Here is a 25,477-nt window from a genome sequence, read left to right as displayed (position 1 = left end):
CGTAGTGCCAGCCTCACTCATCTTGAGTGCGTAGCGCCAGCATCCCCCATCCTGAGGTGCGAGCGCAGCGAGCCTCGAAGGACGCACCAAAGAAGGTTCAATCCAACCTGTCATTTCCTTTGTGCAGAGGCACTAGTCCGAACGCCCTCGACCTTCTATCGGCCAGATCGCCTCCAGCGCATCGCCGCGCACCAGGTGGATTGCGTCGTGCAAATTGACCGTAGGGTCGCAATGCGGCACCGTGCATTCGATGCGCGTTCCCGCAGGAGGCGGGGCAATCCCGGGATGCGTCTTCAGCCGGCCGAACTCGTCGCCGGCCCAAAGGATCAGCCCCAATTCCCTGCCGTCGAGAAAAGCCCGCGGCGGCGGGCCGTCCACGGCGAAGCTCTTTGTGCCGCCATCGGTGATCGCCTCGCCGCTGGCGCTATGGCCGATCACCGTCACAGCGACGAGCAGGGCGAATTCGAATATGTCCGCGCCGGTCCCATGCAGGTCCACGGGTCGATAGGCTTCGTCCATGAACACATAGGAGCCTGCCTGCACCTCGGTCAGCAGCTTGTCTTCGAAGTCCAGCAGGTGGCTGCCGGTGCCGCCGCCGCTGACGACGGCGGGTGCAAGACCGGCCGCCCGAAGTGCCGTGATGATGGTCTTCAATCGCTCATTGGCCGCACGATTGGCCACGCGACGTTCCTCAAGGCCGAAGACATGCTGCACGTGACCGGCATAGGCCTGAATGCCGGCATAGACCAGACAGTCCTCGGAGCGGATGGCTCGCGCCAGCGCGACCGCCGCTTCCGGTTCGGCCACGCCGGTCCTGCCCAGCCCGGTGTCGCAGTCGACCAGCACCGCGATCCGCCCGCCCGCTTCCCGCGCGGCCGCGCCATAGGCGGCGACCAGTTCCACTCGGTCGACGACCACCGTGAGGTCGGCCCCTCGCGCCGCGGCCGCCGCAAGGCGGTCGATCTTGAGCCGGCTCGCGACCGGAGCCGTCAACATCAGTTTGTTGACATCAGCGTCGAACAAAGCGAGCAATTCGCCCGGCTTGGCGCAGGCGATGCCGAGCGCCCCTGCCGCCATCTGTCGCTGGGCGATGCCGGCACATTTGTGGGTCTTGGCGTGCGGACGCAGGCCGAGCCCGTTGGCCGCGGCCAGATCTGCCAGGATGCGTATGTTCGCCTCGAAGGCGGTGGCATCCAGCAGCAGCGCGGGCGTCTCCAGCAACGAGCGGCTTCCCGCAGACCCGACGAGCGGGGCATTGAGGGCAGCGACCCCGCTCTTCATCGCGCATCTCCGCTTACGGCTGCGGCGCGCAAGGCATTTGTGGCCGCGATGTCGACGCTCAGCGTGGATCGATCGATGACGACGCCATAGTCGCGGGCCGCGCCCTCCACGGTCACCTTGTCCTCGATCACGTCGGCCAGCACCCGCGCCGGCTCACGCTCGAACGCGGCGCCGAATCCGCCTCCCCCGGCCCCGACCAGGCGGAACACGTCCCCCGCCTTGACCGAAAAAGCCTGCATCGGCATCGTCGGAAGCATGCGCCTTGCGCCATCGGGCGCAAGGATAATGTGGGCCGAGGGAGCGCCTGGCTGGCCGCCGTCGATGCCGAAGGGCGGATGATCCCGCCGGTCGCCGCGCAGGTTCACGACGGTATCCTGGTGAAAACGGAACTCGCGCACGAAGGCGAGCCCGCCGCGATTCTGGCCGGGACCGCCCGAATCCGGCACGAGCCCATAACGCACCACTTCCACCGGCATCTCCGCTTCGATCATTTCGATCGGCTGGTTGGAGATGTTGGCCGCCGGATTGGAAACGCCCTCCAGGCCGTCGCGCTGCGCGCGCGCGCCCCATGTGCCGACCATCATCTCGTTGAGCACGAATTGCCTGCCCTGCCAGGTGCCGCCGGCAGCCATCAGGAACGGCCCCCCCTCCGACCCTCCGATCGCACGCTCCGGCACGGCCTTGGCCAGCGCCTGCATGATCGTGTCGAACACGCGGTAGCCGACGACGCCGCGGGCTCCACAGGCCGCGGGGAAGACCGGGTTGAGCAGGCAGCGTTCCGGTGCCCGCACGGTGATCGGCCTGAGGTAACCGTCGCAATTGGGAATGTCGCGGCGCGACACGCAGCGGATTGCGGTGAATGCCGCTGACTCCGGCAGCGAGATCGGGCAGTTGATGCTCGCCGCCATCTGCTCCGACGTGCCCGTGAAATCGATGTCGATCGTGTCGTCGGCTATGGTGACGGTGGCGCGGATACGGATCGGTTCGGGATTCTCGCCGAGCCCGTCGAGGAAGTCTTCGCCGACATAGATCCCGTTTGGCAGTTCACGGATCGTCTCGCGCATCATCGCTTCCGCCTGGTCGTGAAGCGCCGCTACATATGCGGCAAAGCTTTCGGTGCCGTAGCGTTCCACGAGAGCGAGCAGCCCTTTCTCCGCCGTCGTGCAGGCGGCGATCTGGGCGCGGAGGTCGCCCAGTACCTCGACCGGCTGGCGCGTGTTCGATTCGATCAGGTCGAGCAGCGTCCTGTTGGGGCGGCCGCCTTCGTACAGCTTCATGAGCGGAATGCGCAGGCCTTCCTGCTGGATCTCGGTCGCGTATATGGCGACGCTCCCTGGCACGATGCCGCCGACATCTGTGTGGTGCGCCACCGTCGTCGCATAACCGGCGAGTGCGGCACCGAAGAAGATCGGCTTCAGCACGTAGATGTCTGGGAGATGCTGTCCGCCCGAGCCGTAGGGGTCGTTGGTGATGAAGATGTCGCCGGGGGCCAGGTCGTCGGCGAAGCGCTCCTTCAGGAAATGCATGACGCGGGGAAACGAGCAGAGCTGGATCGGCAAGGTCAGCCCTTGGGCGATGATGCGTCCCTGCGGGTCGCAGAGCCCTGTCGAATAGTCCATGATGTCGCGCACGACGGGCGAGTAGGCGCTGCGCATGATGATGAGGGCCATCTCGTCGGCGACCGAAGCCAGGCCGTTGCGGATGACTTCGAGCGTGATCGGATCGACGCTGCTCATTGTCCGACCTCGATCTCGATATTGCCGGCTGCATCGAGCCTTGCTGCCGCGTGTGGCGGCACCACGCAGGTGCAATCATAGTCCTCGACGATGAAGGGGCCCTGCCGCGGGGTGCCGTCCAAGGAGGCGCGCCCGATGACCGGCGTCATGAGCGGCTCTATGCCGAATGCGACCTGCCGGTCGCGGCGTGGGAAGGCTGGGGTCGCCGCAAAGCGTCCGATCTTCGAGGCCATCGGCACGCGCACCGACAGTCGCCCATTGACCAATTGCACCGGGTCGCCGCTGGAGCGGTGGCCGTAGGTTCGCTCGTGCTCGCGATGGAACCCTTCCACCAGCGCTTCGGGGGCGCCGTCCGCTTCGTCCATGACGTTGAGCTCATAGGCCTGGCCGAAGTAGCGCAGATCGGCGCTGAAGCGGAAATCCGCTGTTGCCGTGTCGTAACCTTCGGCGACGAGCGCTGCCGCCGCGCGGGCGTAGAGTTCGTTCCTCAACACCGACAGCGATTCCGGTGAAAGCTCCGCCGCATCGGCCAGGACCGGCTGTACGAACTCCTGCTCGACGTCGGACCGCAACAGGCCGAAGCCCGAGAACACCCCGGCAGCCACCGGCACCACGATCCGGCCTATGCCCAGCGCAGAGGCGATGTCGGCGGCGACGACAGGTCCGTTGCCGCCGAATGCGACGAGTGTGAAATCGCGCGGATCGCGGCCGCGATAGGTGGACACCGCCTTCACCGCACGCGTCATGGTGGAGACGGCGAGCGTCAGGACCCCTCGCGCCGTGCCGATGAGGTCCTGACCGAGCGGCTCGGCGACCTGGCTTCGCAGTGCCCGCCTGCCAGCTTCCGCATCGACGTCGATCGAGCCGCCGGCCAGCGTCGTGTCGTTGATGTAGCCGAGCGTGACGAAGACGTCGGTCAGGGTCGCCCGCATGCCGCCACGGCCGTAGCAGACCGGACCTGGCATGGCGCCGGCGCTTTCGGGGCCGACGGTGACGCGGCCGAGCCTGTCCAGCGCCACCAGGCTGCCGCCTCCGGCGCCGATCTCCGACACGTCGATGAACGGCATCTTGATGGGATAGCCTCCTCCTTTGACCAGCTTGCTGGAAAGATTGATACCGGCGCCGACCTCGTATTCGTCGGTACGCGCCGCTTCGCCATTCTCGATAAGCGCCGCCTTTGCGGTGGTGCCGCCCATGTCGAAGGAGATGATGTTGGCCGCTCGGCGCTCGCCGCGCACCAGGCGCGCGCAGGCTATGACGCCGGCCGCGGGCCCGGACTCCACCAGCGAGGCCGCGCGCTTCACCGAGGCCGCGAGCCGCATGATGCCGCCGCCGGAATGCATCATCTCGATCGGCGCCTCGATCCCTATCCCGGCCAGCCTGCCTGCCAGGGCATCGGCATAATTGCCGATCACGGGGCCGACATAGGCGTTTACCACCGCCGTCGAGCTGCGTTCGAACTCGCGGATCTCAGGCAGGATCTCCGAGCCTCGGCAGATATAGATGCCGGGGCCCAGCGCATCGCGCAGGATCTCTTCGGTCCGCACTTCGTGCGCGGCGTTGACATAGGCATGGAGGTAGCTGATCGCGACGGCCTCGACACCCTCTTTCCGGAAGGTGTCGGCGGCGCGCAAGACGTCTTCCTCGTTCAGCGGCAAGCGGATCGTGCCGTCGGGACCGAGCCGCTCGCGCACTTCCAGTCGCAGCCGCCGCGGCACCAGAGGTGGCGGCTTGTCGTACTGCAGGTCGTAAAGGACCGGAATCCGCAGCCGCCTGAGTTCGAGCACATCGCGAAAGCCCGCCGTCGTGACCAGGCCGGTGAGGGCGCCCTTGAATTCGAGGATGGTGTTGGTCGCGACCGTGGTCGCGTGAACGATGCCGGTGATCGCCTTCGGGTCGATGCCCAGATCGCGCATGAGCACGCTCAGACCGGAGGCGATGCCCCGGCTGTAGTCGTCGGGCGTCGACGCGACCTTCCTGATCTCGACGGTGCCGGCTTCGTCTACCAGCGCGATGTCGGTGAAGGTCCCGCCGATGTCGATGCCGATGCGGTATGCTTTGTCGTTCATTTCTTTCAGCTTCTTTCGGATACACGGACGCAGCGCCGGCCCGTAGGACGGGTCTCGTCAGTTCAAGGCAGCCGGCAGGAAAAGCGCGATTCCCGGGAATGCGACGAGCAGGGCGAGCAGCAACAGCATCGAGAGCACGAAGGGCATCGAGCCGGTGGCGATCTCGCCGATGCGTCCGTTGCGGCGGATCCCCTGGATGACGAAGAGATTGATGCCGACCGGCGGCAGGATCATCCCCGCCTGCATGAGGACCACCAGAGCCACCCCGAACCAGACACCGTCGAAGCCGGCCGCGAAGACCACGGGCGCGATGATCGGCACGGTGGAGATCATCATCGCCATCTCGTCCATGAAGGCGCCGAGGATGAGATAGAAGACAATGACCGCCAGCATCAGGCCGAGCGGCGGCAGATCATAGGCGGTGACCAGGTTCACGATGGCCGTCGTAAGCCCGACGGCGGTCATCACGAAGTTGAGGAAGAATGCCGCGAGCACGATCAGCATGATCATGCCGGTGGTCTTCATCGTGTTCTCCACCGCCGTCATGAACATGGCGATCGTGAAGCGGCCGCGCGCCATCGTCAGAATGACTGCGGCGGCGACGCCAAGAGCCGCCGATTCGGTGGCGGTTGCCCAGCCAAGATAGATCGAGCCGATGACCACCCCGAAGATGAAGACGGGCGGCAGGAATTCCGCCAGAAGCGCGAGCCGCTCGTTCCACGTGACGGCCACCCTTTGCCCGCCCAGGCTCGGCCAGGCCGTGCAGGCGAGTGCGACCACGCCCATGAACATCGCCGCAAGAAGCAGGCCGGGGACGATGCCCGCCAGATAGAGCTTCGGGATCGACGTGTTCGTGATCAGCCCGTAGACGATGAGGTTGATCGACGGCGGGATCAGGATGCCGAGCGTGCCGCCGGCGGCCAACGTTCCCAGGAAGAGCGGCGGATTGTAGTCGTATTTGCCCATCTGCGGCATCGCCGTCGTGCCGACCGTGGCCGCCGTGGCGACGCTGGATCCGCACATCGAGGCAAACAGGGCGCAGGACCCGATATTCGCGTGCATGAGGCCGCCCGGCAGCCAGGAGAACCATGCCGCCACCGCCGCATACATGCGGTCGGCGATGCCGGAACGCAGCAGCACCTCGCCGAGCAGCACGAACAGCGGGATGCTGACCATCAGGAAGCCGGTCGACGAGCTCCAGGCTACTTCACCGATTGCCCGTGTGAGGGGCAGCGGGCTGAAGAATTCGGAGAGGCCCATGCCGACCAGTCCGAGGCCGACCGCGATCGGCAGCCCCAGCGCCAGCAGCAGGACCATCGCGCCGATTGCGAAGGCGATCATAGGAGCAGCCCTCCGGGCTCTTCCGTCATGCGCTGTTTCCTGTCAGCGAGCTCGGCCTGCAACTCCTGTTCGAGCTCCGGCGCGCCGGCGAGCAACCCGACCTGCCGCCAGTCCCCCCGCAGGAGGGCCGACAGGCACGAAGCCAGAAGCACCACCGCGACCAGCAGGAACCAGACGAGACCGCCGAGCCACAAAGCTTGCGGCACCGATTTCGGAATGGCGAGCGAACTCTGCGACGTCGCGCCGAAGCGCAGGCTGCTGGCCAGAACGTCGGTCGAGAAATAGACCAGCGTGGCAACGAACAGCACGGTCCCGGAGAGCGCGATCACGTCCGATATGGCCCGGCCGCGCTCGCCGAAGCGGGAGTAGAGCGTGTCTATGCGCACATGGGCCTTGTCGAGGAGCACCGAGCCGAAGCTCCACGCGGTCCCGACGGCCAGTGCGAAGCCGGCCAGTTCGTCGACGCCGCCGAGCGTTCGGTGGAAGAACTGGCGCATGACGATCTCCACGATGATCAGGACCGTCGCTGCAACCAGGAGAAGCCCGCCGGCAAGCAGGACAAATCGTGATACGGCGCGCAATCCACGAAGCGGGCTGGGCCGGGTCTGCGGTTCGCGCGCCGCCATGGTCACTTTGCCCCGGCCTCGAAACCGAGCGCCTTGCCCACCGTGCCGTTCCATTCGGCCACGCAGGCCTCGCCGCACCGGCTCGCCCAGCGCGGCAGGATCGTCTCGGTCACCATGCCTGCCAGCAGCGCCTTGTCCGCGTCCGACACGTCGACCAGCTTCATATCGGCCTTGATGCCGGTCTTGCATTCGCCGACGCCTGTGTTGCAGTTGATGCCTTCCGTCGCTGCTGCTCCGACATGGGCCCACATCTCGTCCTCCAGCTTGGCGAAGGCGTCGGTGAGGAAGTTCCTGGTAGGCTCGTCGAGCTGGTTCCAGCTGTCGAGGTTGACGGCGCTGAAATAGGGCGACCAGCCGAGCACCAGCGGAAAGAGATGGTCGGTCACTTCCCACCATTTTGCGGAGTTGCCGGGGCCGGTGCCGGTTACCCCGCAATCGGCGGTGCCGTTCTGCAGCGCGGGCACCACCTCGGCGAAGGAAAGATTGACCGGCGTGCCGCCGACCGCCTCCACGAAGTCCGAAAGCGTCTGGTTGAAGGTTCGGATCTTCTTGCCCGCCAGGTCGGCGACGCCCTTGATCTCGCCCTTGCAGAAGAGCACCTGCGGCGGCGACGGCCACATCATCAGGAGATGGGCATTGAAGTTCTCCTGCATGTTCTTGTCGATGACAGGGCGGTAGGCGTCGACCGCCTTGCGCATGGAGCCGAGGTCGAGGATCGCGCCTGAAAGATCGAGCCCGTCATAAAGCTTGAAATCGCCTGCGACGAAGCTGACCGGGCCGGTGACGATGTCGGCGATCTTCAGCTTGAGCAGTCGCAGTGTCTCGTCGCCCTTGAGGCCGAGCGTATCGAGGCTGTTGAAATCGGCCGTGATTCTGCCGCCTGAAATCTCCGGCAGCGTGCGCTGCCAGAACGGCTGCTCTACCACCGTCGTCATGGTGACGTTGCTCCAGCCGCCGATCACTTTCAGGCGAAGTTCCTGCAATTCCTCCCCATGGGCCGCTCCCATCGCCGCGGCGGCGAATGCCAGCGACAAGAGTGTCGTGCGTAGCTTTCTCATTGTCGTGTCTCCCCTGCTGGACGCCGCTGCCGGACAGCGGCTGGGAATGAAGCTACACAAGAAGAGTGATTGCTTCTAATTGATTTCGCGACCATCGATGATAGTCTCTGCCTATCATGCGTCTGACCCTCGCTCAGATCGAATCCTTCTACTGGATTGCCAGGCTGGGCTCCTTTCATGCCGCCGCGCGCCAGCTTTGCATCACCCAACCGTCCATATCAGGACGAATTCGCGAGCTTGAGCGCGACCTGGGTTGTGTCCTGTTCGACCGCAGCAGCGGACGTGCCCGTCTCACCGAGGCCGGAAAGGCGATCCAGCGCCAGGCCGAGCAGATGCTGGCTCTGGCGCGCGAGATCCACGACGAAACGACCGCCGGAAAACTCCGGGGCTTGCTGCGGCTCGGTGTGGTCGAGACGGTGGCGCATCTGGCGCTGCCGAGGCTCATCCGCGAATTGAACGCCACGCGACCGTCGCTGCGCATAGAGCTGAAAGTCGATGTCGGCGCGGTGCTCCTGAAACAATTGGCCGAACGGCAGCTCGATGTTGCTATCACCACCGACGCGGTCGCCTCCGAGGGCATTACCGTACGGCCGCTGGGCGAGGTCGATCTGGCGTGGCTCGGCCCTGCATCTCATCCGCTGGTCGGACGGATGCTGACGCCTGGCGACCTCGTCGACGAGGCGATCTTCACGCAGCCCGAGACGTCGACCATCGGCAGGACGATACGGGAGTGGTTCGAAACCGCCCACTGCACGCCGAAATCGATGAGCGGCTGCAATTCGCTCTCAGTGACGAGTGAACTGGTCGCCTCGGGATTGGGTTTCGCGGTGATGACGCCGGCAATCATAAGGTCCGACATTGCCGACCGGATCCACCGGTTCGAGGCGAGTCCCTCCATTGCGCGGCGGACCCTGTCGCTCGCCGCGCTCGACGAGACGTGGTCGGGAGACACCGAGTTCATAGCACGGTTTGTGGCCGATACGTTTCGCGAGTTGAAGGCGCTGCGCTAGCCGCATTTCTGCTCTGCCCGGACCGGCCAGCCATTTTCCAAAGGGTCAAAATTCCGCGTGAATTTTGTTCTGCGCCATGCAACATTGGCGTGATGAGCGGGAGGAGGAAACTCCCGCCATGGCTGCCGGGCCGGCCGGGGATCGAGGCAGGCGCGGGCGGCGTCAACGGATGACAACCGACAGGGTGTGGATCACATGAAGCGTATCGTTCTCGGCCTTCTGGCCGCAACAGCAATGTCCGCCTCGGCTTTCGCCGCGGACATCAAGCCGGCGATCATCTACGATCTCGGCGGCAAGTTCGACAAATCCTTCAACGAGGCTGCCTTCAACGGTGCCGAGAAGTTCAAGACCGAAACCGGAATCGAGTACCGCGATTTCGAGATCCAGAACGACGCCCAACGCGAGCAGGCGCTGCGCAAATTCGCCGAGGACGGCAACAACCCGATCGTGATGGCCGGCTTCTCCTGGGCTGCGGCACTTGAGAAGGTCGCCGCCGAGTTCCCGGACACCAAGTTCGCCATCATCGACATGGTCGTGGACAAGCCGAACGTGCGCTCGGTCGTGTTCAAGGAGCAGGAAGGCTCCTATGTGGTCGGCGTGCTCGCCGCGCTCGCTTCGCAGAGCAAGAAGGTCGGCTTCATCGGCGGCATGGACATTCCGCTGATCCGCAAGTTCGGCTGCGGTTACGTGGGCGGCGCCAAGGCCGCCGGCGCGACCGACGTCATCTACAACATGACCGGCGACACGCCGGCCGCGTGGAACGACCCGACCAAGGGCGGCGAGATCGCCAAGTCGCAGATGGACCAGGGCGCCGACGTCATCTACGCCGCCGCCGGCGGCACGGGAGTGGGCGTGCTCCAGGCAGCGGCCGATGCCGGCAAGCTCGGCATCGGCGTCGATTCCAACCAGAACGGCCTGCAGCCCGGCAAGGTGCTGACCTCGATGGTGAAGCGTGTCGACGTCGCGGTCTACAACGCCTTCAGCGACGCCAAGAATGACGCCTTCACCGCAGGCTTCAACAATCTCGGCCTCAAGGAAGGCGGCGTCGACTACGCCATGGACGACAACAACAAGGACCTCGTCTCTGCCGACATGAAGGCAGCGGCCGAAAAGGCGAAGAACGACATCATCGCCGGCACGATCACCGTGCACGACTACATGTCGGACAACAACTGCCCGTACTGATCCAGTCGAATGACCCGCGAACCGCCGGCCTTCGGGCCGGCGGTTTCGTTGTACGCCTGCAAACGATGCCGTCCGTGCGCTTCGGCCGCCGCAAGAGGCGCCGCCTCATCCATGGATCGACGGCCCTCAGGGAAAATTCATGAACCGGGACAGACCGCTGCGCCTCGTCGCGATCACCGTGCTGATGCTCGCCGGGATACTGGCTGGCACGCAGTTCGGCAAGATCGCGCCGCTGGTCGACTGGTACAGGACCGAGAGCGGCTTCTCGCTCGTGCTGATCGGCTGGCTGACCTCGACAATCGGCATCTTCGTCGCGTTGGTGGCGCTGCCGGCGGGCTGGGCGATCGAGTTCCTGGGCATGAGGCGGACATTCGTCGGCGCCTCCATCCTGCTCGCGCTGGGGGGTGTCGCGCTCGCGCTGTTCACGTCGCCGGAGGCGATCCTTGCCGCGCGCGTGCTCGAAGGGGCGGGCTATCTGGTCCTCGTCATCGCCATTCCCGCGATCGCCGCCGCGGTGGCGCCGCCCGAATGGCGTGCGCCGGTCCTTGCCGTATGGGGCGGCTTCGTGCCGGTCGGTTTCGCCCTGGCCGACTTCCTCGCCGGATGGGTGCTTCCCGCCGCCGGCCCGCAGATCTACCTGCTGGCGGCCGCCATGCTCTTTGCCCTGCTGGCCGTGGTCTCGGCGACGCTGCTGGCGCGCGTCCCCGACTTTCCGGATCTGGATGCGAAGCCGGCGACCGGGCCCGCCCGTGGTTCCTTCGCGGCCACGCTGAACATCGACGTCGTCCTGGTGGCGCTCGCCTTCGGCGTCTACGTCATCCTGTCGGTCGGCTTCTTCTCCTTCATGCCGGCCTTTGTCGGCAGCGGCAATTCGGCGATCGCGCTTTCGGCCGGCACGGTGGCGCTGCTGGTGCCGCTCGGAAACCTCGCGACGACGGTGCTGGTGCGCGGCAGCGACGCGCGCTTTGCCGCTACCCTTGCCTTGGCCGGCTTCGCCGCGACGGCCGTCGCCGCCTTTCCCGCGTTCGGGAGCCAGGACGCGACGCTGGCCACCGCCGCGGCCGTGGCCGTCGCGCTCGCCGGCGGCGTCACGGCGTCGGCTTTGTTCGCCAGCGTTCCCTTCATCGTGCCGCGTGGCGGTTCGGCTTCCGTGGCGATCGGCCTGATCGCGCAGACGGGCGGCATCGCCACGGTCTTCGGTCCGCCGCTTGCCGGCCATGTCATCGACGGGCAGGGCTGGGACGGCTTCGGCTGGTTCCTGGCGGGGTCGGGCGTCGTGGGCGCGCTCTGCCTTGTGCCGCTGCTGACGAGGAGGTCGGAGCGCGGCCTTGCCGTCTGATTTCGGTGTGACGATCGGGGCAAGCCTACCAGAATCTGCCCGTCGCCACGCCTGCTGCATAGCCCACGGCGCAGGCTGCGACGAGCCCTATGGCGATGAGCCGTCCACGAGGGCCGGAAACCGAATGAAGGCCGCGCCCATCCGGCCCGGCGCCCTGCGATGGGCCGACAGCAGGTGAGGGCCGGCCGCGCATCTGCGGCATTTCCGCGATCCGCGCCGAGATCGCCCGCCAGGCATCGGCGGAGGCGGTATCGGGCCTCAGGTCGAGCAGGCGCATCCGCTCGGCCACGCGCAGAACCGCGCCGCGGAAATCCGCATCGATCTCGAGATCGCGTTCCGCGCGGGCCCGCTCGATATCATCCATGAGGCCGAGCACATAATTGCCGGCCCGCCTCATCTGATCGGCTTCGCGCGGCACGCCGCCGTCACCAATGCGGAGGTTTCGTCGCCTCGTGGGCGGGCGCGGTCTGCTCTTCGAGCGCGAGAAACCGGTGCGTCAGGGCGTCCAGCTTCTTCTGCTGCCGCTCGATCACCTTCCACTGTTCGGCGATCTGCCCTGACAGTTCCTCGATGGTATTTTCCTGCTCGGCGATCCTGATTTCCAGCGTCGTCAGACGGTCCGCAGGCATTGTCATGGGAGTACTCCGAATGCCGGCCAAATAAATCCTGCCTGTCGCGGCTTCGAAATTGACAAGCAGGAGCGTATTTGTCGAGAGTGTTGGAAAAAGGCCGCGCCGATTGGCAAGGGGAAGGCGGCATGATAGGGCGTTTGACCAAATGATAAAAAATGGGAAGGCGGAGCCATCGCATGGCTGAAGCTGCGATCGAGCTTATCGGCATCAACAAGAGTTTTGGGACGGTGCATGCCAACCGGGATATCCATCTGGAGATTCCTCGCGGCACCATCCACGGCATCATCGGCGAGAACGGCGCGGGCAAGTCGACATTGATGTCGATCCTCTACGGCTTCTACCAGGCCGACAGCGGCGAGATCAAAGTGGACGGCAAGCCGACGGCCATCCGGACGCCGAACGACGCGATCGCGGTGGGCATCGGAATGGTGCATCAGCATTTCATGCTGGTGCAGAATTTCACCGTGCTGGAAAACGTCATCCTGGGCGCCGAAGGCGAGCCGCTGCTCAACAAGTCGATCGGCAAGGCGCGTTCGGAACTGAATCGGCTGGAGAAGGAATACGGTCTCGAGGTCGATCCGGACGCCATCATCGAGGAACTTCCGGTCGGCCTGCAGCAGCGCGTCGAGATCCTGAAGGCGCTTTATCGCGGCGCCGAGATCCTCATTCTCGACGAACCGACCGGGGTTCTGACGCCCGCCGAGGCGGACCATCTGTTCCGCATCCTTCAGCAGTTGAAGGAACAGGGTAAAACGGTGGTGCTGATCACCCACAAGCTGCGCGAGATCATGGCGATCACCGACAATGTGTCGGTCATGCGCCAGGGCACCATGGTCGCCACCCGCCGGACAGCCGAGACCACCGTCGAGGAACTGGCCGAGCTGATGGTCGGGCGCCGTGTGCTGCTGCGTGTCGAGAAGGGTGAAGCGAAGCCGGGCGGGGTCAAGCTCGCGGTCAAGGATCTGACAGTCAAGGATTCGCGCGGCGTCACGATGGTCAAGGACGTCTCCTTCGACATCAGGGGCGGCGAGATCGTCGGCATTGCCGGCGTTGCCGGCAACGGCCAGTCCGAGCTGATCGAGGCGATCTCGGGCATCCGCAGGGCGGTGTCCGGGTCCGTGCTCCTCGACGGCAAGCCGATCGACGTGACCGGCAATGCCGATCCCGGCGACCTGCGCGATCGCGGCCTCGCACATGTGCCGGAAGACCGCCATCATGTCGGGCTGGTGCTCGCCTTCGACGAACAGGAGAACTCGATCCTGGGCTATCATGACGATCCCAAATATCTGAAGGGGCCGTTCCTCAATGCCGAGGCGATCCTGCAGGACGCCAAGGACAAGATCGAGAAATACGACATCCGGCCGGGCAATCCGCGGCTGAAGACCGCCAATTTCTCAGGCGGCAACCAGCAGAAGATCGTGCTTGCCCGCGAGATGGAGCAGGATCCGGGCGTGCTCATCGTCGGTCAGCCGACGCGCGGCGTCGATGTCGGCGCCATCGAGTTCATCCACAAGCGCCTGATCGCCATGCGCGACCGCGGCAAGGCCGTGCTGCTGGTGTCGGTCGAACTCGACGAGATACGCTCGCTCTCCGATCGCATCCTGGTCATGTTCGACGGCCGCATCGTCGGCGAGCGTGGACCGGACGCCACCGAAGGCGAACTCGGACTGCTGATGGCCGGCGTCGAGCATCGGGAGGCCGCGGAATGAGCACCCCCTTCTCCAAGCTGCCGGCCTGGGCCGACTACGGGCTGATCCCGCTCATCAATCTCGCCGTGGCTTTCCTTGTCGCGGGGCTGGTCGTGCTGCTGGTCGGAGAGAATCCGCTGCGCGCCGCGGGCATCCTGTTCGAAGGCGCCTTCGGCAGCGGCCAGAACATCGCTTATACGCTTTATTACGCGACCAACTTCATCTTCACCGGCCTCGCCGTCGCCGTCGCCTTCCATGCCGGTCTGTTCAACATCGGCGGCGAGGGCCAGGCCTATATCAGCGGCCTGGGCGTGGCGCTGGTGGCGCTGTCGCTGGATTCGGTCTTGCCCTGGTGGCTGACCTTCCCGCTGGGGATATTAGGCGCGGCCGCCACCGGCGCGCTGTGGGCCTTCATTCCGGCCGTGCTCCAAGCCAAGCGGGGGTCGCACATCGTTATCACCACCATCATGTTCAATTTCATTGCCGCCAGCGTGATGGTCTACATGCTGGTCGACGTGCTGAAGCCGCTCGGCTCGATGGCCCCGCAGACGCGCGATCTCCTTCCCGGCGGCCAGCTTCCCAAGATGAACTGGCTGCTTGAGGCAATGGGCATGTCGGTGCGCTCGGCCCCGCTCAACATCTCCTTCCTGCTGGCGCTCGTCATGGCGGTCTTCGTCTGGGCGTTGATCTGGCGCACCAGGCTCGGCTACGAGATCCGTACTTTCGGCTTCAGCCCCAAGGCGGCGCGCTACGCCGGCATCGGCGAAGCGAAGATCATCATCGTCACCATGATGATCTCCGGCGCGCTTGCCGGCATGATGGCGCTCAACCCGATCATGGGCGACCAGCATCGCATGGCGCTGGACTTCGTCGCAGGCGCCGGTTTCGTCGGCATCGCCGTGGCGCTGATGGGACGCTCCCATCCGGTCGGCATCGTGCCGGCCGCGATCCTGTTCGGCATGCTCTACCAGGGCGGCGCCGAACTCGCCTTCGAGATGCCCAACATCAGCCGCGACATGATCGTTATCATCCAGGGCCTGGTGATCCTCTTCGCCGGCGCGCTGGAGCACATGTTCCGTCCGGCCGTCCAGACGATCTTCGCCTCGTTCAGTCCGCGCTCCGTCGGGGTGGCGGCCGTCAAGGGGGAGGGCGTCTGACATGGATGTTCTGGTCCAACTCATCGACGCGACGATCCGTGTCTCCGTGCCCCTGCTGCTCGCCTGCCTTGCCGGTCTCTATTCGGAACGCTCGGGTGTCTTCGACATCGGCCTCGAAGGCAAGATGCTGGCAGGCGCCTTTGCGGGCGCCGCGGCAGCAGCCGTTTCCGGTTCAGCCTGGATCGGCCTTCTGGCGGCGGTCGCCGTCGCGGTCGGGCTGGCGCTGGTCCACGGCTTCGCCTCCATCACCCATCGCGGAAACCAGATCGTATCGGGCGTGGCAATCAACTTCATCGCCGCCGGTTCGACCATCATCCTGGGCCAGGCCTGGTTCCGGCAGGGCGGCCGTACGCCGGCGCTCAGCGGTCCGGCCCGCTTCGAGGCCATCACTTTGCCGGGAGCGGAGGCCCTTTCGGGTGTGCCTGTCATCGGCACGATCTATTCCGAGCTGATCTCGGGCCATTCGATCCCGGTCTATGTTGCCTTCCTGATGGTGCCTTTCACCTGGTGGGCGCTGTTCCGCACCCGTTTCGGCCTGAGGCTGCGCGCCGTCGGCGAGAACCCGGCGGCCGTCGACACGGCAGGCATATCGGTCACCTGGCTGCGTTATCGCGCTGTCATCTGCACCGGCATCCTGACCGGTCTCGCCGGCGCCTATCTCTCGGTCGCGCAGAATGCCGGCTTTGTGAAGGACATGACGGCGGGCAAGGGTTTCATCGCGCTCGCAGCCCTGATCTTCGCCAAGTGGCGGCCGGTGCCGGCGATGTTCGCCTGCCTGCTGTTCGGCTTCCTCGAGGCCGCGTCGATCCGCTTTCAGGGCATGCCCTGGCCTGGCATCGGCAAGGTGCCGGTGCAGTTGATCAACGCGCTGCCTTTCATCCTGACCGTCGTCCTGCTCGCAGGCTTCATCGGCAAGGCGATCCCGCCGCGGGCCGGCGGCGTGCCCTATGTGAAGGAACGCTGATCAATGTCGCACGACCTCTTCGAGGCGGCCACGGCCGCCATGGCCAAGGCCTATGCGCCTTATTCCAAGTTCCCCGTGGGGGCTGCGCTGCGCACCGAGGACGGTCGCATCTATGCCGGCTGCAACATCGAGGTCGCCTCCTACCCCGAAGGCTGGTGCGCCGAGACCACCGCGCTCGGCCATTATGTGATGGGCGGCGGCGGCCGGATCACCGAGATCGCCGTCGTCGCGGAGCGCATGGCGCGGATCACGCCCTGCGGCGGCTGCCGGCAGCGGCTCGCAGAGTTCGCTGATGCCGACACCAAGCTCCATCTGTGCGACGAGACCGGCATTGTCGAGACCGTCACAATTGGCGCGATGCTGCCCTATGGCTTCCAAGGCGAGGTGCTGAAATGAAGGAAGCGGTCGACAGGCTGGTCGAAAGGCTCGACGGCCTCGCGCAGACCACGGCCCTGGTGCTCGGCTCCGGCCTGGGCGGGCTGGTCGACGAGGTGGAAGGCGCCGTGCGCATTCCCTATTCGGATCTGCCCGGCTTCCCTGCGAGCGGGGTCACCGGCCATGCCGGCACGGTGGTCGCCGGACATTTCGCAGGCCGGCCGATCCTGATGCTTGCCGGGCGCGCGCATTATTACGAGCATGCCAATGCCGCGGCCATGCGGCCGGCGCTGGAGGTGCTCCAGGGCATCGGAATAGAGAAGCTGCTGCTCACCAACGCGGCCGGCTCGGTCGATCCGGACATGCCTCCGGGTTCGATCATGCTCCTGACCGACCACATAAACTTCTCCGGCTCGAACCCGCTGTTCGGCGAGCCGACCGACCGGCGTTTCGTCGGCATGACCGAGGCCTATGACAAGGACATCCGCGCCGCCTTCGAGAAGGCGGCCGAAGCGACCGGCACCAGGTTGCACAAGGGCGTCTATATGTGGTTCTCCGGGCCGTCCTTCGAGACGCCGGCGGAGATCCGCATGGCGCGGGTCCTGGGCGCCAACGCCGTCGGCATGTCGACCGTGCCGGAGGTGATCCTCGCCCGCTTCCTGGGGCTGAGGGTCGCCGCCTGCTCGGTCATCACCAATCTCGCCGCCGGCATGACCGGGGCGGAGCTGTCGCATCAGGAGACCAAGGACGTGGCCCCGCTCGGCGGCGCCCGGCTGGCGACGGTGCTGCGCCGGATGTTCGCCGACGGCATGCTGGACTGACGACGTGGCCCCCCTCACCCCCCTCTGGCCTGCCGGCCATCTCCCCCTCAAGGGGGGAGATCGGACTGCATCGGCGTTTTCGCCAATCTGCGACGCGGCAGAACAGTCGATGCCGTCGAAGCTCCCAATCTCCCCCCTTGAGGGCTACGACATTCACACATCGTGGGGGGCGAGTTGCGGTGTCGGCGAAAGTCTGACTCCCTGTTGCTGTGATTCGGCTGATGGAGAGGCAGATGGACCTTGGTTTTGGGGAGTTCGGAGACGCTCGCCTGAAAGATGCGGGGTTTTTTTGCATGAGCGGCTGGTGTCGGCGGGTGGCTGGGGGAGCAGCGTGCGCGCGCTGGGCGGCGGCCGCTCCGGCGAGATGCGGATCACGCGCTTTCTGCACAACCCGAAGGTGACGGTCGGCGCGATGCTGGAGACGGCCTCGGCCCGCACGTGCTTGCAAGTTGGTGGCCGTCATGTGCTGGCGATCCAGGACACGACGTCTGTTCGGGTGGACGAAAAAGGCATCGGCCTGTCCGTGCACCCGCTGATTGCCGCGGATGCGACCAGCGGCTTTGTGTTGGGCCTTGTCGATGCGTTCTTTCTGGATCGCCGCGGTGGTGTGAAGGCGACGCGCACCAAACGGGACTTCGCGGACAAGGACAGCCGGCGCTGGCTCGACGGCGCCGAAAGCGCGCGCCGGCTGTGGGACGCCGGCGCGACCTGCGTGACGGTCGTCGAGGACCGCGAGGGGGACATTTACGAGTGCTTCGCCTTCAAGCCGGACCATGTCGAGAAGCTGGTACGGGCCGCGCAGGACCGGCTTCTGGCCGACGAGACCCATCTGTTTGCCGCCGCAGAGAGCTGGCCCGAAGCCGGGCAGATGACGGTCGCGTTGCCGGCCATTCCGGGCCGCAAGGCCCGCACGGCCACTCTCGGCGTGCGCTTCGGCCGTGTCGAGATCGCAAGGCCCAGGAACCGCAAAGCCCAGGCGGGAACCCGGGTGCTGCCGAAGACCGTCACGCTCAGCATGGTCGATGCCCGCGAAATCGATCCGCCGCACGGCCAGGAGCCGGCGCATTGGCGGCTGCTCACAACACATCAGGTCACCGATCTGGCCGATGCACGGCGCATCATCGGCTTTTATCGTCTGCGCTGGACCATCGAGCAGCTGTTTCGGACCACCAAGACAAAGGGCTTTGACATCGAGGCGCTTCGCCAGCAGGAGGGCGGGCCGCTGGAAAAGCTCGTAACAGCAACCCTCATCGCCGCCGTCACGGTGATGCAACTCGTTGCCGAGCGCGACGGCAAGCTCGAGCGGCCGCTCAGCGACGCCTTCGATCCCGACGACCAACCGGTGCTCGAACGCGTCAGCCACAGCCTTGAGGGAAAGACCCAGAAGCAGAAAAACCCCCATCCCAAAGGCACATTGGCCTTCGCTGCCTGGGTCTTCGCACGGCTCGGTGGATGGACCGGATATTACGGAAAGCCCGGCCCCATCGTCATGCTCAGAGGCCTCACCAAATTCCACGCAATCAAGCATGGCTGGACCCTCCGAGATGTGTGAATCTCGTAGCCTTGAGGGGGAGATGGCCGGCAGGGGTAGCCGCGCATGTGCAGCCGCGCGAGTGCGACACTGACATGCTGCCGCAGGAAATTATCCGCAAGAAGCGTGACGGGCTGAAGCTTTCCGCCGAGGAGATCGCTGAATTCGTCGCCGGCATCGCGCCGGGACGGATCTCCGAGGGCCAGGTCGCAGCACTCGCCATGGCCGTCTTCTTCAACGGAATGAGCCGGGACGAGGCGGTTGCCCTGACGCTCGCCATGCGCGATTCCGGCGAGGTGCTCGACTGGTCGGACCTGCCGGGGCCCGTCACCGACAAGCACTCGACCGGCGGCGTCGGCGACAATGTCTCGCTGATGCTGGCGCCGATCGTGGCGGCTTGCGGCGCCTATGTGCCGATGATCTCCGGCCGGGGGCTCGGCCATACCGGCGGCACGCTGGACAAGATGGATTCCATCCCCGGCTATGTCAGCCAGCCCGACAGCAGCTTGTTCCGCAAGGTCGTGCTCAGCGCCGGCTGCGCCATCATCGGCCAGACAGCCGATCTCGCGCCTGCCGACAAGCGTTTCTACGGCATCCGCGACGTGACGGCGACGGTGGAATCCGTGCCGCTGATCACCGCCTCGATCCTGTCGAAGAAACTCGCGGCGGGGCTGCAGTCGCTGGTGCTGGATGTGAAGCTCGGCAACGGCGCCTTCATGGCGCGGTCGCGTGACGCGACGGCCCTGGCGACCAGCCTGGTCGAAGTGGCGAACGGAGCCGGGTTGAAGACGACGGCCCTGATATCAGGCATGAACGAGCCGCTCGCCTCGGCGGCCGGCAACGCGGTCGAGGTGCAGAACGCGGTCGACTTCCTGACCGGCCGGGCCCGCGACCGCAGGCTGCTCGACGTGACACTTGCGCTCGCCGCCGAAATGCTCTGCTCTGCCGGGCTGGCGTCGTCCAGCAAGGAGGCCTTGGCCCGAGCGAAACAGGCGCTCGACGGCGGACGTGCGGCCGAGATCTTCGGCAGGATGGTCTCCGATCTCGGCGGGCCAGCCGACTTCGTCGAGAAGACGGGAAAGTATCTCCGGAAAGCCAATGTGGAACTCGCGGTGACTTCAGGCCGCGGCGGTTTCGTGACAGGCGTGGCGACCCGTGAGATCGGTCTTGCCGTGGTGGCGCTCGGCGGCGGCCGGACAAAACCCGAGGACGCCGTAGATCATAGCGTGGGCGTCGCGCGCCTGCTTCCCATCGGGGCGGAAGTGCGGACGGGCGAAGCGCTCGCTATCGTCCATGCCCGATCGCAGGGCGAGGCGGAGCGGGCCGCCGCGCTGGTCGCCGACGCCTATGAGATCGGGCAAAACAAGCCGCCAGCGCAGAAGGCGGTGATCCGCCGGGTGGCGGAGCGGGAGTAGCCTCGCATACGGGGCCTTTCGCACCAACTCTCCGGCGTCCGCGACTACCCCTCATCCGACCTCGCTGCGCGAGGCCACCTTCTCCCACAAGGGGAGAAGGGAGCGCCTGCAGGAGCGCAGCGGCCAATCGTCCACAGTGGTGATTTGCAGAGCCGGCAAAGCTAGGCTCCGACCTTCTCCCCTTGTGGCAGGCCGTGTGAGAACTGGACGGAGGCATAGCTTGGTGAGTGGTTTGGAAGCTGCGGCACGAGTTCATGCCCCCCTATGCTTGCGAGGACAGCAGGGTCTGGAGCAGCGCCGGCACACCCAGAATGTTCACCACCCGCTTCAGATTGTAGCCCAGGACGCTGAGCGCCAACTCGGACCTGGCCTTTTTCAGCCCGCGGACCAGGAACCGGGGATGGCCCATCATCCATTTGATGGTGCCGTAAGGGTGTTCGACCAGCATGCGCCGCTGCGCCATCCACTCGGGGTCGCTGATGGCGCGCCGGTGCATCGCCTCGCGCGCATCTTCATGGAAGTGGCGGATGATGGTGCGCTTGGCGGCCTGCGTGCACTTCGGCTTCAAGGCACAGTCCGCACAGGCCTTGGTCCCGTACTTCTTCTTCTGTTCCGTCCACGAGGTCTCCCGGTGGGTGAGCGTTTCGCCGGCCGGGCAGCGCCAGCTGTCGCTCTCGGCGTCGTAGCTGAACTGGTCGCGGGTGAAGTACTCTTTGCCTTCCGGGTTGACGGTTTCGGCCCGCGGCACGATGGCGGTGATGCCGTCGTCCTCGCAGCGCTGGCCGTGCTCGCCGTTCGAATAGCCGGCATCGGCCACCACCGCTACCTTGTCACCGTCCACGGCTTCGCGGCCGGCCACCGCCATCGGGTGGAGCTGGCACTGGTCGTTGCCGTCATTGGTCAGGTCGAAGGCAACCACCAGCTTGTGTTTTGCGTCGACCACGGTCTGCGCGTTGTAGGCCACCTGATGGCCGTGCCGAGCCGTGCGCATCAGCTTGGCCTCGGGCTCGGTGCGAACCCACTGGCTCAACCCGCGTCCGGTCAAAGCCTCGGCCTGCTGCTGGATCTGCTCGCGGCGCGCCCGCAAGGCCGCCACCGCCGCCGCAACGTCCACGCCATCCGTCTGCGCCGCGCGCTCGTCCCGGTCGGCTTCGTCCATCTGCGCAAGATAGGCGGCAATCTTGCGGTCCACGGCCGCCGTCGCCTTCTCCAGTTCCTTGGCCGTCACCACCTGCTTGCGGCTCGCCACCGCATCGATCTTGGTCCCGTCGATCGCAAGCAACGTGCCGCCGACCAGCGCCTGCTCCCGGCAGAAGCGCACGAAGGCCCGGCACACCCCAACGATCGCTTCCGGATGATCCTTGCGGAAATCCGCAATCGTCTTGAAGGCCGGCGCCGCGCGATGGGTGAGCCACATCACTTCAATGTTGCGCCGCGCTTCCGCCGCAAGCCGGCGGCTCGACCGCACCTGGTTCTGGTAGCCGTACACATAAAGCTTCAACAAATCGCCCGGATCGTAGGGTGGCCGGCCCGTGGCCTCGGGAACAACCTTGGAGAAACCGAGCTGCGCCAGATCGAGGCTGTCGACGAAGGCATCGATGACCCGCACCGGATGATCGGCACCGACCGCCTCGTCCAAGGTTTCCGGGAACAAGCTCGTTTGCTCCCGCGACTGGCCTGTCATATGCGCCATTTCGGCCTCGTCTCAAACTGCCAAAAATCCGGCAAATCACTGCTTTGGATCAACAATTTGAATCCGATCCAGGTTGATTTGGGAAGCCCAAGATGCTCCTCGACACATCCAAAAAACCAATGCCCGAGTTTTCACACGGCCTGGTGGGAGAAGGTGGCCTCGCGCAGCGAGGTCGGATGAGGGATAATGTAGCGCCGCGACATTTCGCGGGGGAGGCGAACTTGCCTACATGTCCACGTGCCTGGAAGGCCTTACTGCACCATCACCAGCGCGCCGTCCTTCACTTCGAAGCCGGCGAGGCGTTTCAGGAAGCTCATGCCGATCAGCGTTCCGTCGAGCGCCTTGTCTTCCAGCACGACGGCCTGGACGTCCTCGACATAGATGCGGCCGATCTGCAGCCGGTCGATGTTGGCCGACGCGGCCTTGGCCATGCCGTTGGCCGTTTCGACCCTGTATTTGAAATCCTCCTGGCGAAGCGTGACGCCGATGCGCCGCGCCGTCGAGGCGTTGATGGCGACCATCGTCGCGCCGGTATCGACGAGCGCCGGCAACGGACGGCCGTTGAGCCTGAAGTCGGCGATGAAGTGGCCGCGCTCGTCGGCATCGAGGCGCACCTTCTTGCCGAACAGGGCCGCCGTCGGCGCTTTCCTGGTCGCTTCGGCCGGAATCGCGGAGACCTGCAAGCGATCGGGCTCCTGGCGGCGCAGCACCTGGCCCAGCATCGCGTCGAAGCGTTCCGGGTTGGTTTGATAGATCGTGGGGATTGCAGCCGAGACACCGGCCGAGAGCCCGACGATGATGAATTTGCGCAGCATGGTCCTGCCCCGATTGTCGGGAGGACGCTAGGCGCTATCCGGTATGCGGCCTCTTAATGACCGCTCACGGCCAAGCCCGCCGGGCCGGAAAATCCGCAGCGGCGTTAATATTCGATGAAGAGGCTACTTCGTCCCGTACATGCGGTCGCCGGCATCACCGAGACCGGGCACAATATAACCCTTCTCGTTGAGGCGATCGTCGATCGCCGCCGTGAAGACGGGCACATCGGGATGGGCCTTGGTGAACCGCTCGATGCCTTCGGGAGCTGCAAGCAGGCACAGATAACGCAGGTTGGTCGCGCCCCGGCCCTTCAACTTGTCGATTGCGGCGATGGCCGAATTGGCGGTTGCCAGCATCGGATCGACCACGATCACCAGCCGGTCGCCCAGGTCGCTCGGCGCCTTGAAGAAATATTCGACAGCCTCCAGCGTGTCGTGGTCGCGATAGAGGCCGATATGGGCGACGCGCGCGGCAGGGACGAGATCGAGAAGCCCTTCGAGCAGCCCGTTACCGGCCCGCAGCACCGAAGCGAAGACCAGCTTCTTGCCTTCCAGCGTCGGCGCTTCCATCGTCTGCAGCGGCGTCTCGATCGTCGTGGTCGTCAGTTCGAGATCGCGCGTCACCTCATAGCCGAGCAACAGCGAGATCTCGCGCAGCAGCCGCCGGAAGCCGGCCGTCGACGTTTCCTTGTTCCGCATGATCGTCAGCTTGTGCTGGACAAGCGGGTGGTCGACGACGGTGACGCCTTTCATAGGTTCTTCTCCCGCAAATGTGGTTTGAACCGGATACTACCGGCTCGTGGCCGGCCAAGGAACGCCGGAGTTCCGCGAACCACAGTTTTGTCGGTGCCCCTTCCGCCGCATCTCAACGCATGCGTGCCGGCTCGGCGAGCCTGGCGAGCAGCGCCGCCTTGGTCTTCTTGTCGACGAAAGCCGCCTCGATCGCGGTGCGCGTTATCGCCGTCAGCGCCTTGTCGTCCAGTCCGAAATGCTCGCGCGCCACATCGTATTCGCGCTTGAGCGTCGTCCAGAAATAGGGCGGATCGTCGGAATTGAGCGTCACCTTGCATCCCGCCTCCCTGAGCTTCACGAAGGGATGGCTGCCGAAACTGTCGAATACCCTCAACTCGATGTTGGAAACCGGACAGCATTCGAGCACCACGCCTTCGTCGGCGATGCGCTTGACGAGATCGGGGTTCTCGATCGCCCGCACCCCGTGCCCGATGCGGGACGGCCTTATGTGGTCGAGCGCCAGGGCGACGCTTTCCCAGCCGCCGAATTCGCCGGCGTGGATGGTGATGCCGAGGCCGGCTTCGCGGGCGATCTCGAAGGCACGGACGTAATCCTCCATGTCGCCCTGGCGCTCGTCGCCGGCCACGCCGAAACCCGTCACCAGCGGATGGCCGCACTTGGCGGCGAAGCGCGCCGCGGCCTCGATCGATTCGACGCCGACATGGCGCACGCCGGTGACGATCATGCGGCCCTCGATGCCGGTCTTGGCCTTGGCGCGCTCCATGCCCTCCCCGAGCGCGCCGGTGTAGGCAGCGGGCGACAGCCCGGCCTTGATCGCATGGTCGGGCGAGGTGAAGACCTCGGAATAGATCGCGCCGTCGCGGGCGAGGCTGGTGAGATAGTGCTCCGCAAGGCGAGCGTAGTCCTCCTCGGTCCGGAAGAGGTCGGCTGCGAAATCGTAGGCCGCCAGGAAGGAGGTGAAGTCGTGCCAGACGAAGGACCCTTCGTGGATGAAGGGCGTGGTGTCGGCGTTGTATTTGCGGGCCTGCGCAATCACGAGATCGGGCGCTGCCGCACCTTCGATGTGGCAGTGGAGCTCCGCTTTCAATGGCATGCGTGTCCCCTTGATGCAGTCCCTGAGCGCGGTCGTTCGCCGCGTCTTAAACAATAGCGCCCGATAGCCCGATCGGCTATGGTCCGGCCGAAACTGCCTGGAACACAAAAATGTCAGAACAGAGGACGACCGCCACGGGCGGCATGGAAACATCCTACGGATTCAGGGATGTCGCCACCGGCGAGAAGCAGCCGTTGGTGAACGAGGTGTTCCACCGCGTCGCCAACCGCTACGACCTCATGAATGACCTGATGTCGGCCGGCATGCACAGGCTGTGGAAGGACGCCATGGTCGCCTGGCTGAATCCGCCGAAACGGCAGGGCTGGAAGGTGCTCGACGTTGCCGGCGGCACCGGCGACATCGCCTTCCGCATCGTCGATGCCTCGCACGGCCTTGCCCATGCGACCGTGCTCGATATCAATGGCTCGATGCTGGAGGTCGGCCGCGAGCGCGCCGCGCGGCGCCGCCTGGAGGCGAATATCGATTTCGTCGAGGCCAATGCGGAAGAACTGCCTTTCGCCGACGACACTTTCGACGCCTATACGATCGCCTTCGGTATCCGCAACGTGCCGCGCATCGAGACGGCGCTGGCCGAAGCCTGGCGTGTGCTGAAGCCGGGCGGCCGCTTCCTCTGCCTCGAATTCTCCGAGGTCGACATGCCGCTGCTGGACAAGGCCTACGAGGCCTGGTCCTTCAACGCGATCCCCCGCATCGGTCGTCTCGTCGCCGGTGATGGCGAGCCCTATGCGTATCTCGTCGAATCGATCCGCAAGTTTCCGAACCAGGAGAATTTCGCGGCGATGATCCGGCGCGCCGGCTTCGATCGCGTCACCTTCCGCAACTATTCGGGCGGCATCGCAGCGCTGCATTCCGGCTGGAAGCTTTGACGGGCCGG

At 65.5% G+C, this 25,477-nt stretch carries 23 protein-coding genes; 11 read left to right on the top strand and 12 right to left on the bottom strand.

The genetic code is table 11. From position 1 onward, the window contains the following. Window positions 1–132 precede the first annotated feature (132 nt). From JN280_RS00525 to JN280_RS00500, 6 genes are read right to left on the bottom strand one after another with little or no spacing between them, the layout of a single operon-like run. Window positions 133–1,281, bottom strand: coding sequence for an alanine racemase (locus JN280_RS00525; RefSeq protein ID WP_202309602.1), 1,149 nt, complete (start codon window positions 1,279–1,281; stop codon window positions 133–135). Next, entirely contained in the window at window positions 1,278–3,017 is a 1,740-nt protein-coding gene (locus tag JN280_RS00520) for a hydantoinase B/oxoprolinase family protein (RefSeq protein ID WP_202309601.1), read from the bottom strand. The genes JN280_RS00525 and JN280_RS00520 overlap by 4 nt, the downstream gene beginning before the upstream one ends. After that, a complete protein-coding gene (locus tag JN280_RS00515; protein WP_202309600.1) occupies window positions 3,014–5,086 on the bottom strand; it encodes a hydantoinase/oxoprolinase family protein in 2,073 nt (690 codons plus the stop codon). The genes JN280_RS00520 and JN280_RS00515 overlap by 4 nt, the downstream gene beginning before the upstream one ends. Window positions 5,087–5,143: 57 nt before the next feature. Continuing rightward, the gene (locus JN280_RS00510) at window positions 5,144–6,427 is read right to left on the bottom strand and encodes a TRAP transporter large permease (protein WP_202309599.1); all 1,284 of its coding nucleotides are present in this window, start codon (window positions 6,425–6,427) and stop codon (window positions 5,144–5,146) included. Continuing rightward, window positions 6,424–7,053: a TRAP transporter small permease subunit gene (locus JN280_RS00505; protein ID WP_202309598.1), complete on the bottom strand. Its 630-nt coding sequence runs from the start codon at window positions 7,051–7,053 to the stop codon at window positions 6,424–6,426. The genes JN280_RS00510 and JN280_RS00505 overlap by 4 nt, the downstream gene beginning before the upstream one ends. 2 nt (window positions 7,054–7,055) lie before the next feature. Next, window positions 7,056–8,111 carry a TRAP transporter substrate-binding protein gene (locus tag JN280_RS00500; protein WP_202309597.1) on the bottom strand — a complete coding sequence of 352 codons (1,056 nt, stop codon included), beginning with the start codon at window positions 8,109–8,111 and terminating at the stop codon, window positions 7,056–7,058. 116 nt (window positions 8,112–8,227) lie between these two features. On the opposite strand from JN280_RS00500, the gene JN280_RS00495 reads away from it, so the two are divergent. The 3 genes from JN280_RS00495 (at window position 8,228) to JN280_RS00485 (ending at window position 11,645) form a co-directional block, all read left to right on the top strand. Further along, a complete protein-coding gene (locus JN280_RS00495) occupies window positions 8,228–9,121 on the top strand; it encodes a LysR family transcriptional regulator (RefSeq protein ID WP_202309596.1) in 894 nt (297 codons plus the stop codon). Window positions 9,122–9,316: 195 nt separating this feature from the next. Continuing rightward, complete coding sequence (locus JN280_RS00490) at window positions 9,317–10,306, top strand: BMP family lipoprotein (RefSeq protein ID WP_202309595.1); 990 nt, start codon at window positions 9,317–9,319, stop codon at window positions 10,304–10,306. Between the two features lie 139 nt (window positions 10,307–10,445). Further along, a complete protein-coding gene (locus tag JN280_RS00485) occupies window positions 10,446–11,645 on the top strand; it encodes an MFS transporter (RefSeq protein ID WP_202309594.1) in 1,200 nt (399 codons plus the stop codon). Between the two features lie 25 nt (window positions 11,646–11,670). Here the strand turns inward: JN280_RS00485 and JN280_RS00480 are convergent, their stop codons facing one another. Together JN280_RS00480 and JN280_RS00475 are read right to left on the bottom strand one after the other, a co-directional pair. Further along, the gene (locus tag JN280_RS00480; RefSeq protein WP_244742740.1) at window positions 11,671–12,042 is read right to left on the bottom strand and encodes a hypothetical protein; all 372 of its coding nucleotides are present in this window, start codon (window positions 12,040–12,042) and stop codon (window positions 11,671–11,673) included. A 28-nt stretch (window positions 12,043–12,070) separates the two neighbouring features. Beyond that, window positions 12,071–12,280 (bottom strand): SlyX family protein, encoded by a 210-nt coding sequence (locus JN280_RS00475; protein WP_202309592.1) that lies wholly within the window; start codon window positions 12,278–12,280, stop codon window positions 12,071–12,073. A 173-nt stretch (window positions 12,281–12,453) separates the two neighbouring features. Here JN280_RS00475 and JN280_RS00470 point away from each other — a divergent pair, with 173 nt between their 5' ends. The 7 genes from JN280_RS00470 (at window position 12,454) to deoA (ending at window position 20,228) form a co-directional block, all read left to right on the top strand. Beyond that, window positions 12,454–13,986 (top strand): ABC transporter ATP-binding protein, encoded by a 1,533-nt coding sequence (locus tag JN280_RS00470; RefSeq protein WP_202309591.1) that lies wholly within the window; start codon window positions 12,454–12,456, stop codon window positions 13,984–13,986. Further along, window positions 13,983–15,122, top strand: a complete 1,140-nt coding sequence (locus JN280_RS00465) for an ABC transporter permease (protein ID WP_202309590.1) — start codon at window positions 13,983–13,985, stop codon at window positions 15,120–15,122. The genes JN280_RS00470 and JN280_RS00465 overlap by 4 nt, the downstream gene beginning before the upstream one ends. A 1-nt stretch (window position 15,123) precedes the next feature. Beyond that, window positions 15,124–16,086: an ABC transporter permease gene (locus tag JN280_RS00460; RefSeq protein WP_202309589.1), complete on the top strand. Its 963-nt coding sequence runs from the start codon at window positions 15,124–15,126 to the stop codon at window positions 16,084–16,086. Window positions 16,087–16,089: 3 nt separating this feature from the next. After that, complete coding sequence (locus JN280_RS00455; protein ID WP_202309588.1) at window positions 16,090–16,482, top strand: cytidine deaminase; 393 nt, start codon at window positions 16,090–16,092, stop codon at window positions 16,480–16,482. Further along, a complete protein-coding gene (locus JN280_RS00450; protein ID WP_202309587.1) occupies window positions 16,479–17,282 on the top strand; it encodes a purine-nucleoside phosphorylase in 804 nt (267 codons plus the stop codon). The genes JN280_RS00455 and JN280_RS00450 overlap by 4 nt, the downstream gene beginning before the upstream one ends. Window positions 17,283–17,613: 331 nt before the next feature. Continuing rightward, a complete protein-coding gene (locus JN280_RS00445; RefSeq protein WP_244741793.1) occupies window positions 17,614–18,834 on the top strand; it encodes an IS4 family transposase in 1,221 nt (406 codons plus the stop codon). A gap of 74 nt (window positions 18,835–18,908) precedes the next feature. Further along, window positions 18,909–20,228, top strand: coding sequence for a thymidine phosphorylase (gene deoA / locus JN280_RS00440; protein ID WP_202309586.1), 1,320 nt, complete (start codon window positions 18,909–18,911; stop codon window positions 20,226–20,228). Between the two features lie 262 nt (window positions 20,229–20,490). Here deoA and JN280_RS00435 read toward each other — a convergent pair whose 3' ends face one another. From JN280_RS00435 to JN280_RS00420, 4 genes are all read right to left on the bottom strand, one after another. Beyond that, the gene (locus tag JN280_RS00435) at window positions 20,491–21,921 is read right to left on the bottom strand and encodes an IS1182 family transposase (RefSeq protein WP_202309432.1); all 1,431 of its coding nucleotides are present in this window, start codon (window positions 21,919–21,921) and stop codon (window positions 20,491–20,493) included. A gap of 251 nt (window positions 21,922–22,172) precedes the next feature. Further along, the gene (locus tag JN280_RS00430; protein ID WP_202309585.1) at window positions 22,173–22,736 is read right to left on the bottom strand and encodes a TIGR02281 family clan AA aspartic protease; all 564 of its coding nucleotides are present in this window, start codon (window positions 22,734–22,736) and stop codon (window positions 22,173–22,175) included. A 123-nt stretch (window positions 22,737–22,859) separates the two neighbouring features. Further along, complete coding sequence (upp, locus tag JN280_RS00425; protein ID WP_202309584.1) at window positions 22,860–23,489, bottom strand: uracil phosphoribosyltransferase; 630 nt, start codon at window positions 23,487–23,489, stop codon at window positions 22,860–22,862. 112 nt (window positions 23,490–23,601) lie between these two features. Beyond that, window positions 23,602–24,582, bottom strand: a complete 981-nt coding sequence (locus JN280_RS00420; RefSeq protein WP_202309583.1) for an adenosine deaminase — start codon at window positions 24,580–24,582, stop codon at window positions 23,602–23,604. Window positions 24,583–24,692: 110 nt separating this feature from the next. Here JN280_RS00420 and ubiE point away from each other — a divergent pair, with 110 nt between their 5' ends. After that, window positions 24,693–25,469, top strand: coding sequence for a bifunctional demethylmenaquinone methyltransferase/2-methoxy-6-polyprenyl-1,4-benzoquinol methylase UbiE (ubiE, locus tag JN280_RS00415; RefSeq protein WP_202309582.1), 777 nt, complete (start codon window positions 24,693–24,695; stop codon window positions 25,467–25,469). The last annotated feature ends 8 nt before the right edge of the window (window positions 25,470–25,477 follow it).

The organism is Mesorhizobium sp. L-8-10, assembly GCF_016756635.1.
Classification (GTDB): domain Bacteria; phylum Pseudomonadota; class Alphaproteobacteria; order Rhizobiales; family Rhizobiaceae.
The sequence above is the reverse complement of the archived record's forward strand: the minus strand, read 5'-3'. Positions and strand labels throughout refer to the sequence as shown.

Coding starts and splice junctions, on each gene's coding strand:
- JN280_RS00525 (WP_202309602.1), bottom strand. CDS start 1,281: ATGAAGAGCGGGGTCGCTGCCCTCAATGCCCCGCTCGTCGGGTCTGCG.
- JN280_RS00520 (WP_202309601.1), bottom strand. CDS start 3,017: ATGAGCAGCGTCGATCCGATCACGCTCGAAGTCATCCGCAACGGCCTG.
- JN280_RS00515 (WP_202309600.1), bottom strand. CDS start 5,086: ATGAACGACAAAGCATACCGCATCGGCATCGACATCGGCGGGACCTTC.
- JN280_RS00510 (WP_202309599.1), bottom strand. CDS start 6,427: ATGATCGCCTTCGCAATCGGCGCGATGGTCCTGCTGCTGGCGCTGGGG.
- JN280_RS00505 (WP_202309598.1), bottom strand. CDS start 7,053: ATGGCGGCGCGCGAACCGCAGACCCGGCCCAGCCCGCTTCGTGGATTG.
- JN280_RS00500 (WP_202309597.1), bottom strand. CDS start 8,111: ATGAGAAAGCTACGCACGACACTCTTGTCGCTGGCATTCGCCGCCGCG.
- JN280_RS00495 (WP_202309596.1), top strand. CDS start 8,228: ATGCGTCTGACCCTCGCTCAGATCGAATCCTTCTACTGGATTGCCAGG.
- JN280_RS00490 (WP_202309595.1), top strand. CDS start 9,317: ATGAAGCGTATCGTTCTCGGCCTTCTGGCCGCAACAGCAATGTCCGCC.
- JN280_RS00485 (WP_202309594.1), top strand. CDS start 10,446: ATGAACCGGGACAGACCGCTGCGCCTCGTCGCGATCACCGTGCTGATG.
- JN280_RS00480 (WP_244742740.1), bottom strand. CDS start 12,042: ATGAGGCGGGCCGGCAATTATGTGCTCGGCCTCATGGATGATATCGAG.
- JN280_RS00475 (WP_202309592.1), bottom strand. CDS start 12,280: ATGACAATGCCTGCGGACCGTCTGACGACGCTGGAAATCAGGATCGCC.
- JN280_RS00470 (WP_202309591.1), top strand. CDS start 12,454: ATGGCTGAAGCTGCGATCGAGCTTATCGGCATCAACAAGAGTTTTGGG.
- JN280_RS00465 (WP_202309590.1), top strand. CDS start 13,983: ATGAGCACCCCCTTCTCCAAGCTGCCGGCCTGGGCCGACTACGGGCTG.
- JN280_RS00460 (WP_202309589.1), top strand. CDS start 15,124: ATGGATGTTCTGGTCCAACTCATCGACGCGACGATCCGTGTCTCCGTG.
- JN280_RS00455 (WP_202309588.1), top strand. CDS start 16,090: ATGTCGCACGACCTCTTCGAGGCGGCCACGGCCGCCATGGCCAAGGCC.
- JN280_RS00450 (WP_202309587.1), top strand. CDS start 16,479: ATGAAGGAAGCGGTCGACAGGCTGGTCGAAAGGCTCGACGGCCTCGCG.
- deoA (WP_202309586.1), top strand. CDS start 18,909: ATGCTGCCGCAGGAAATTATCCGCAAGAAGCGTGACGGGCTGAAGCTT.
- JN280_RS00435 (WP_202309432.1), bottom strand. CDS start 21,921: ATGGCGCATATGACAGGCCAGTCGCGGGAGCAAACGAGCTTGTTCCCG.
- JN280_RS00430 (WP_202309585.1), bottom strand. CDS start 22,736: ATGCTGCGCAAATTCATCATCGTCGGGCTCTCGGCCGGTGTCTCGGCT.
- upp (WP_202309584.1), bottom strand. CDS start 23,489: ATGAAAGGCGTCACCGTCGTCGACCACCCGCTTGTCCAGCACAAGCTG.
- JN280_RS00420 (WP_202309583.1), bottom strand. CDS start 24,582: ATGCCATTGAAAGCGGAGCTCCACTGCCACATCGAAGGTGCGGCAGCG.
- ubiE (WP_202309582.1), top strand. CDS start 24,693: ATGTCAGAACAGAGGACGACCGCCACGGGCGGCATGGAAACATCCTAC.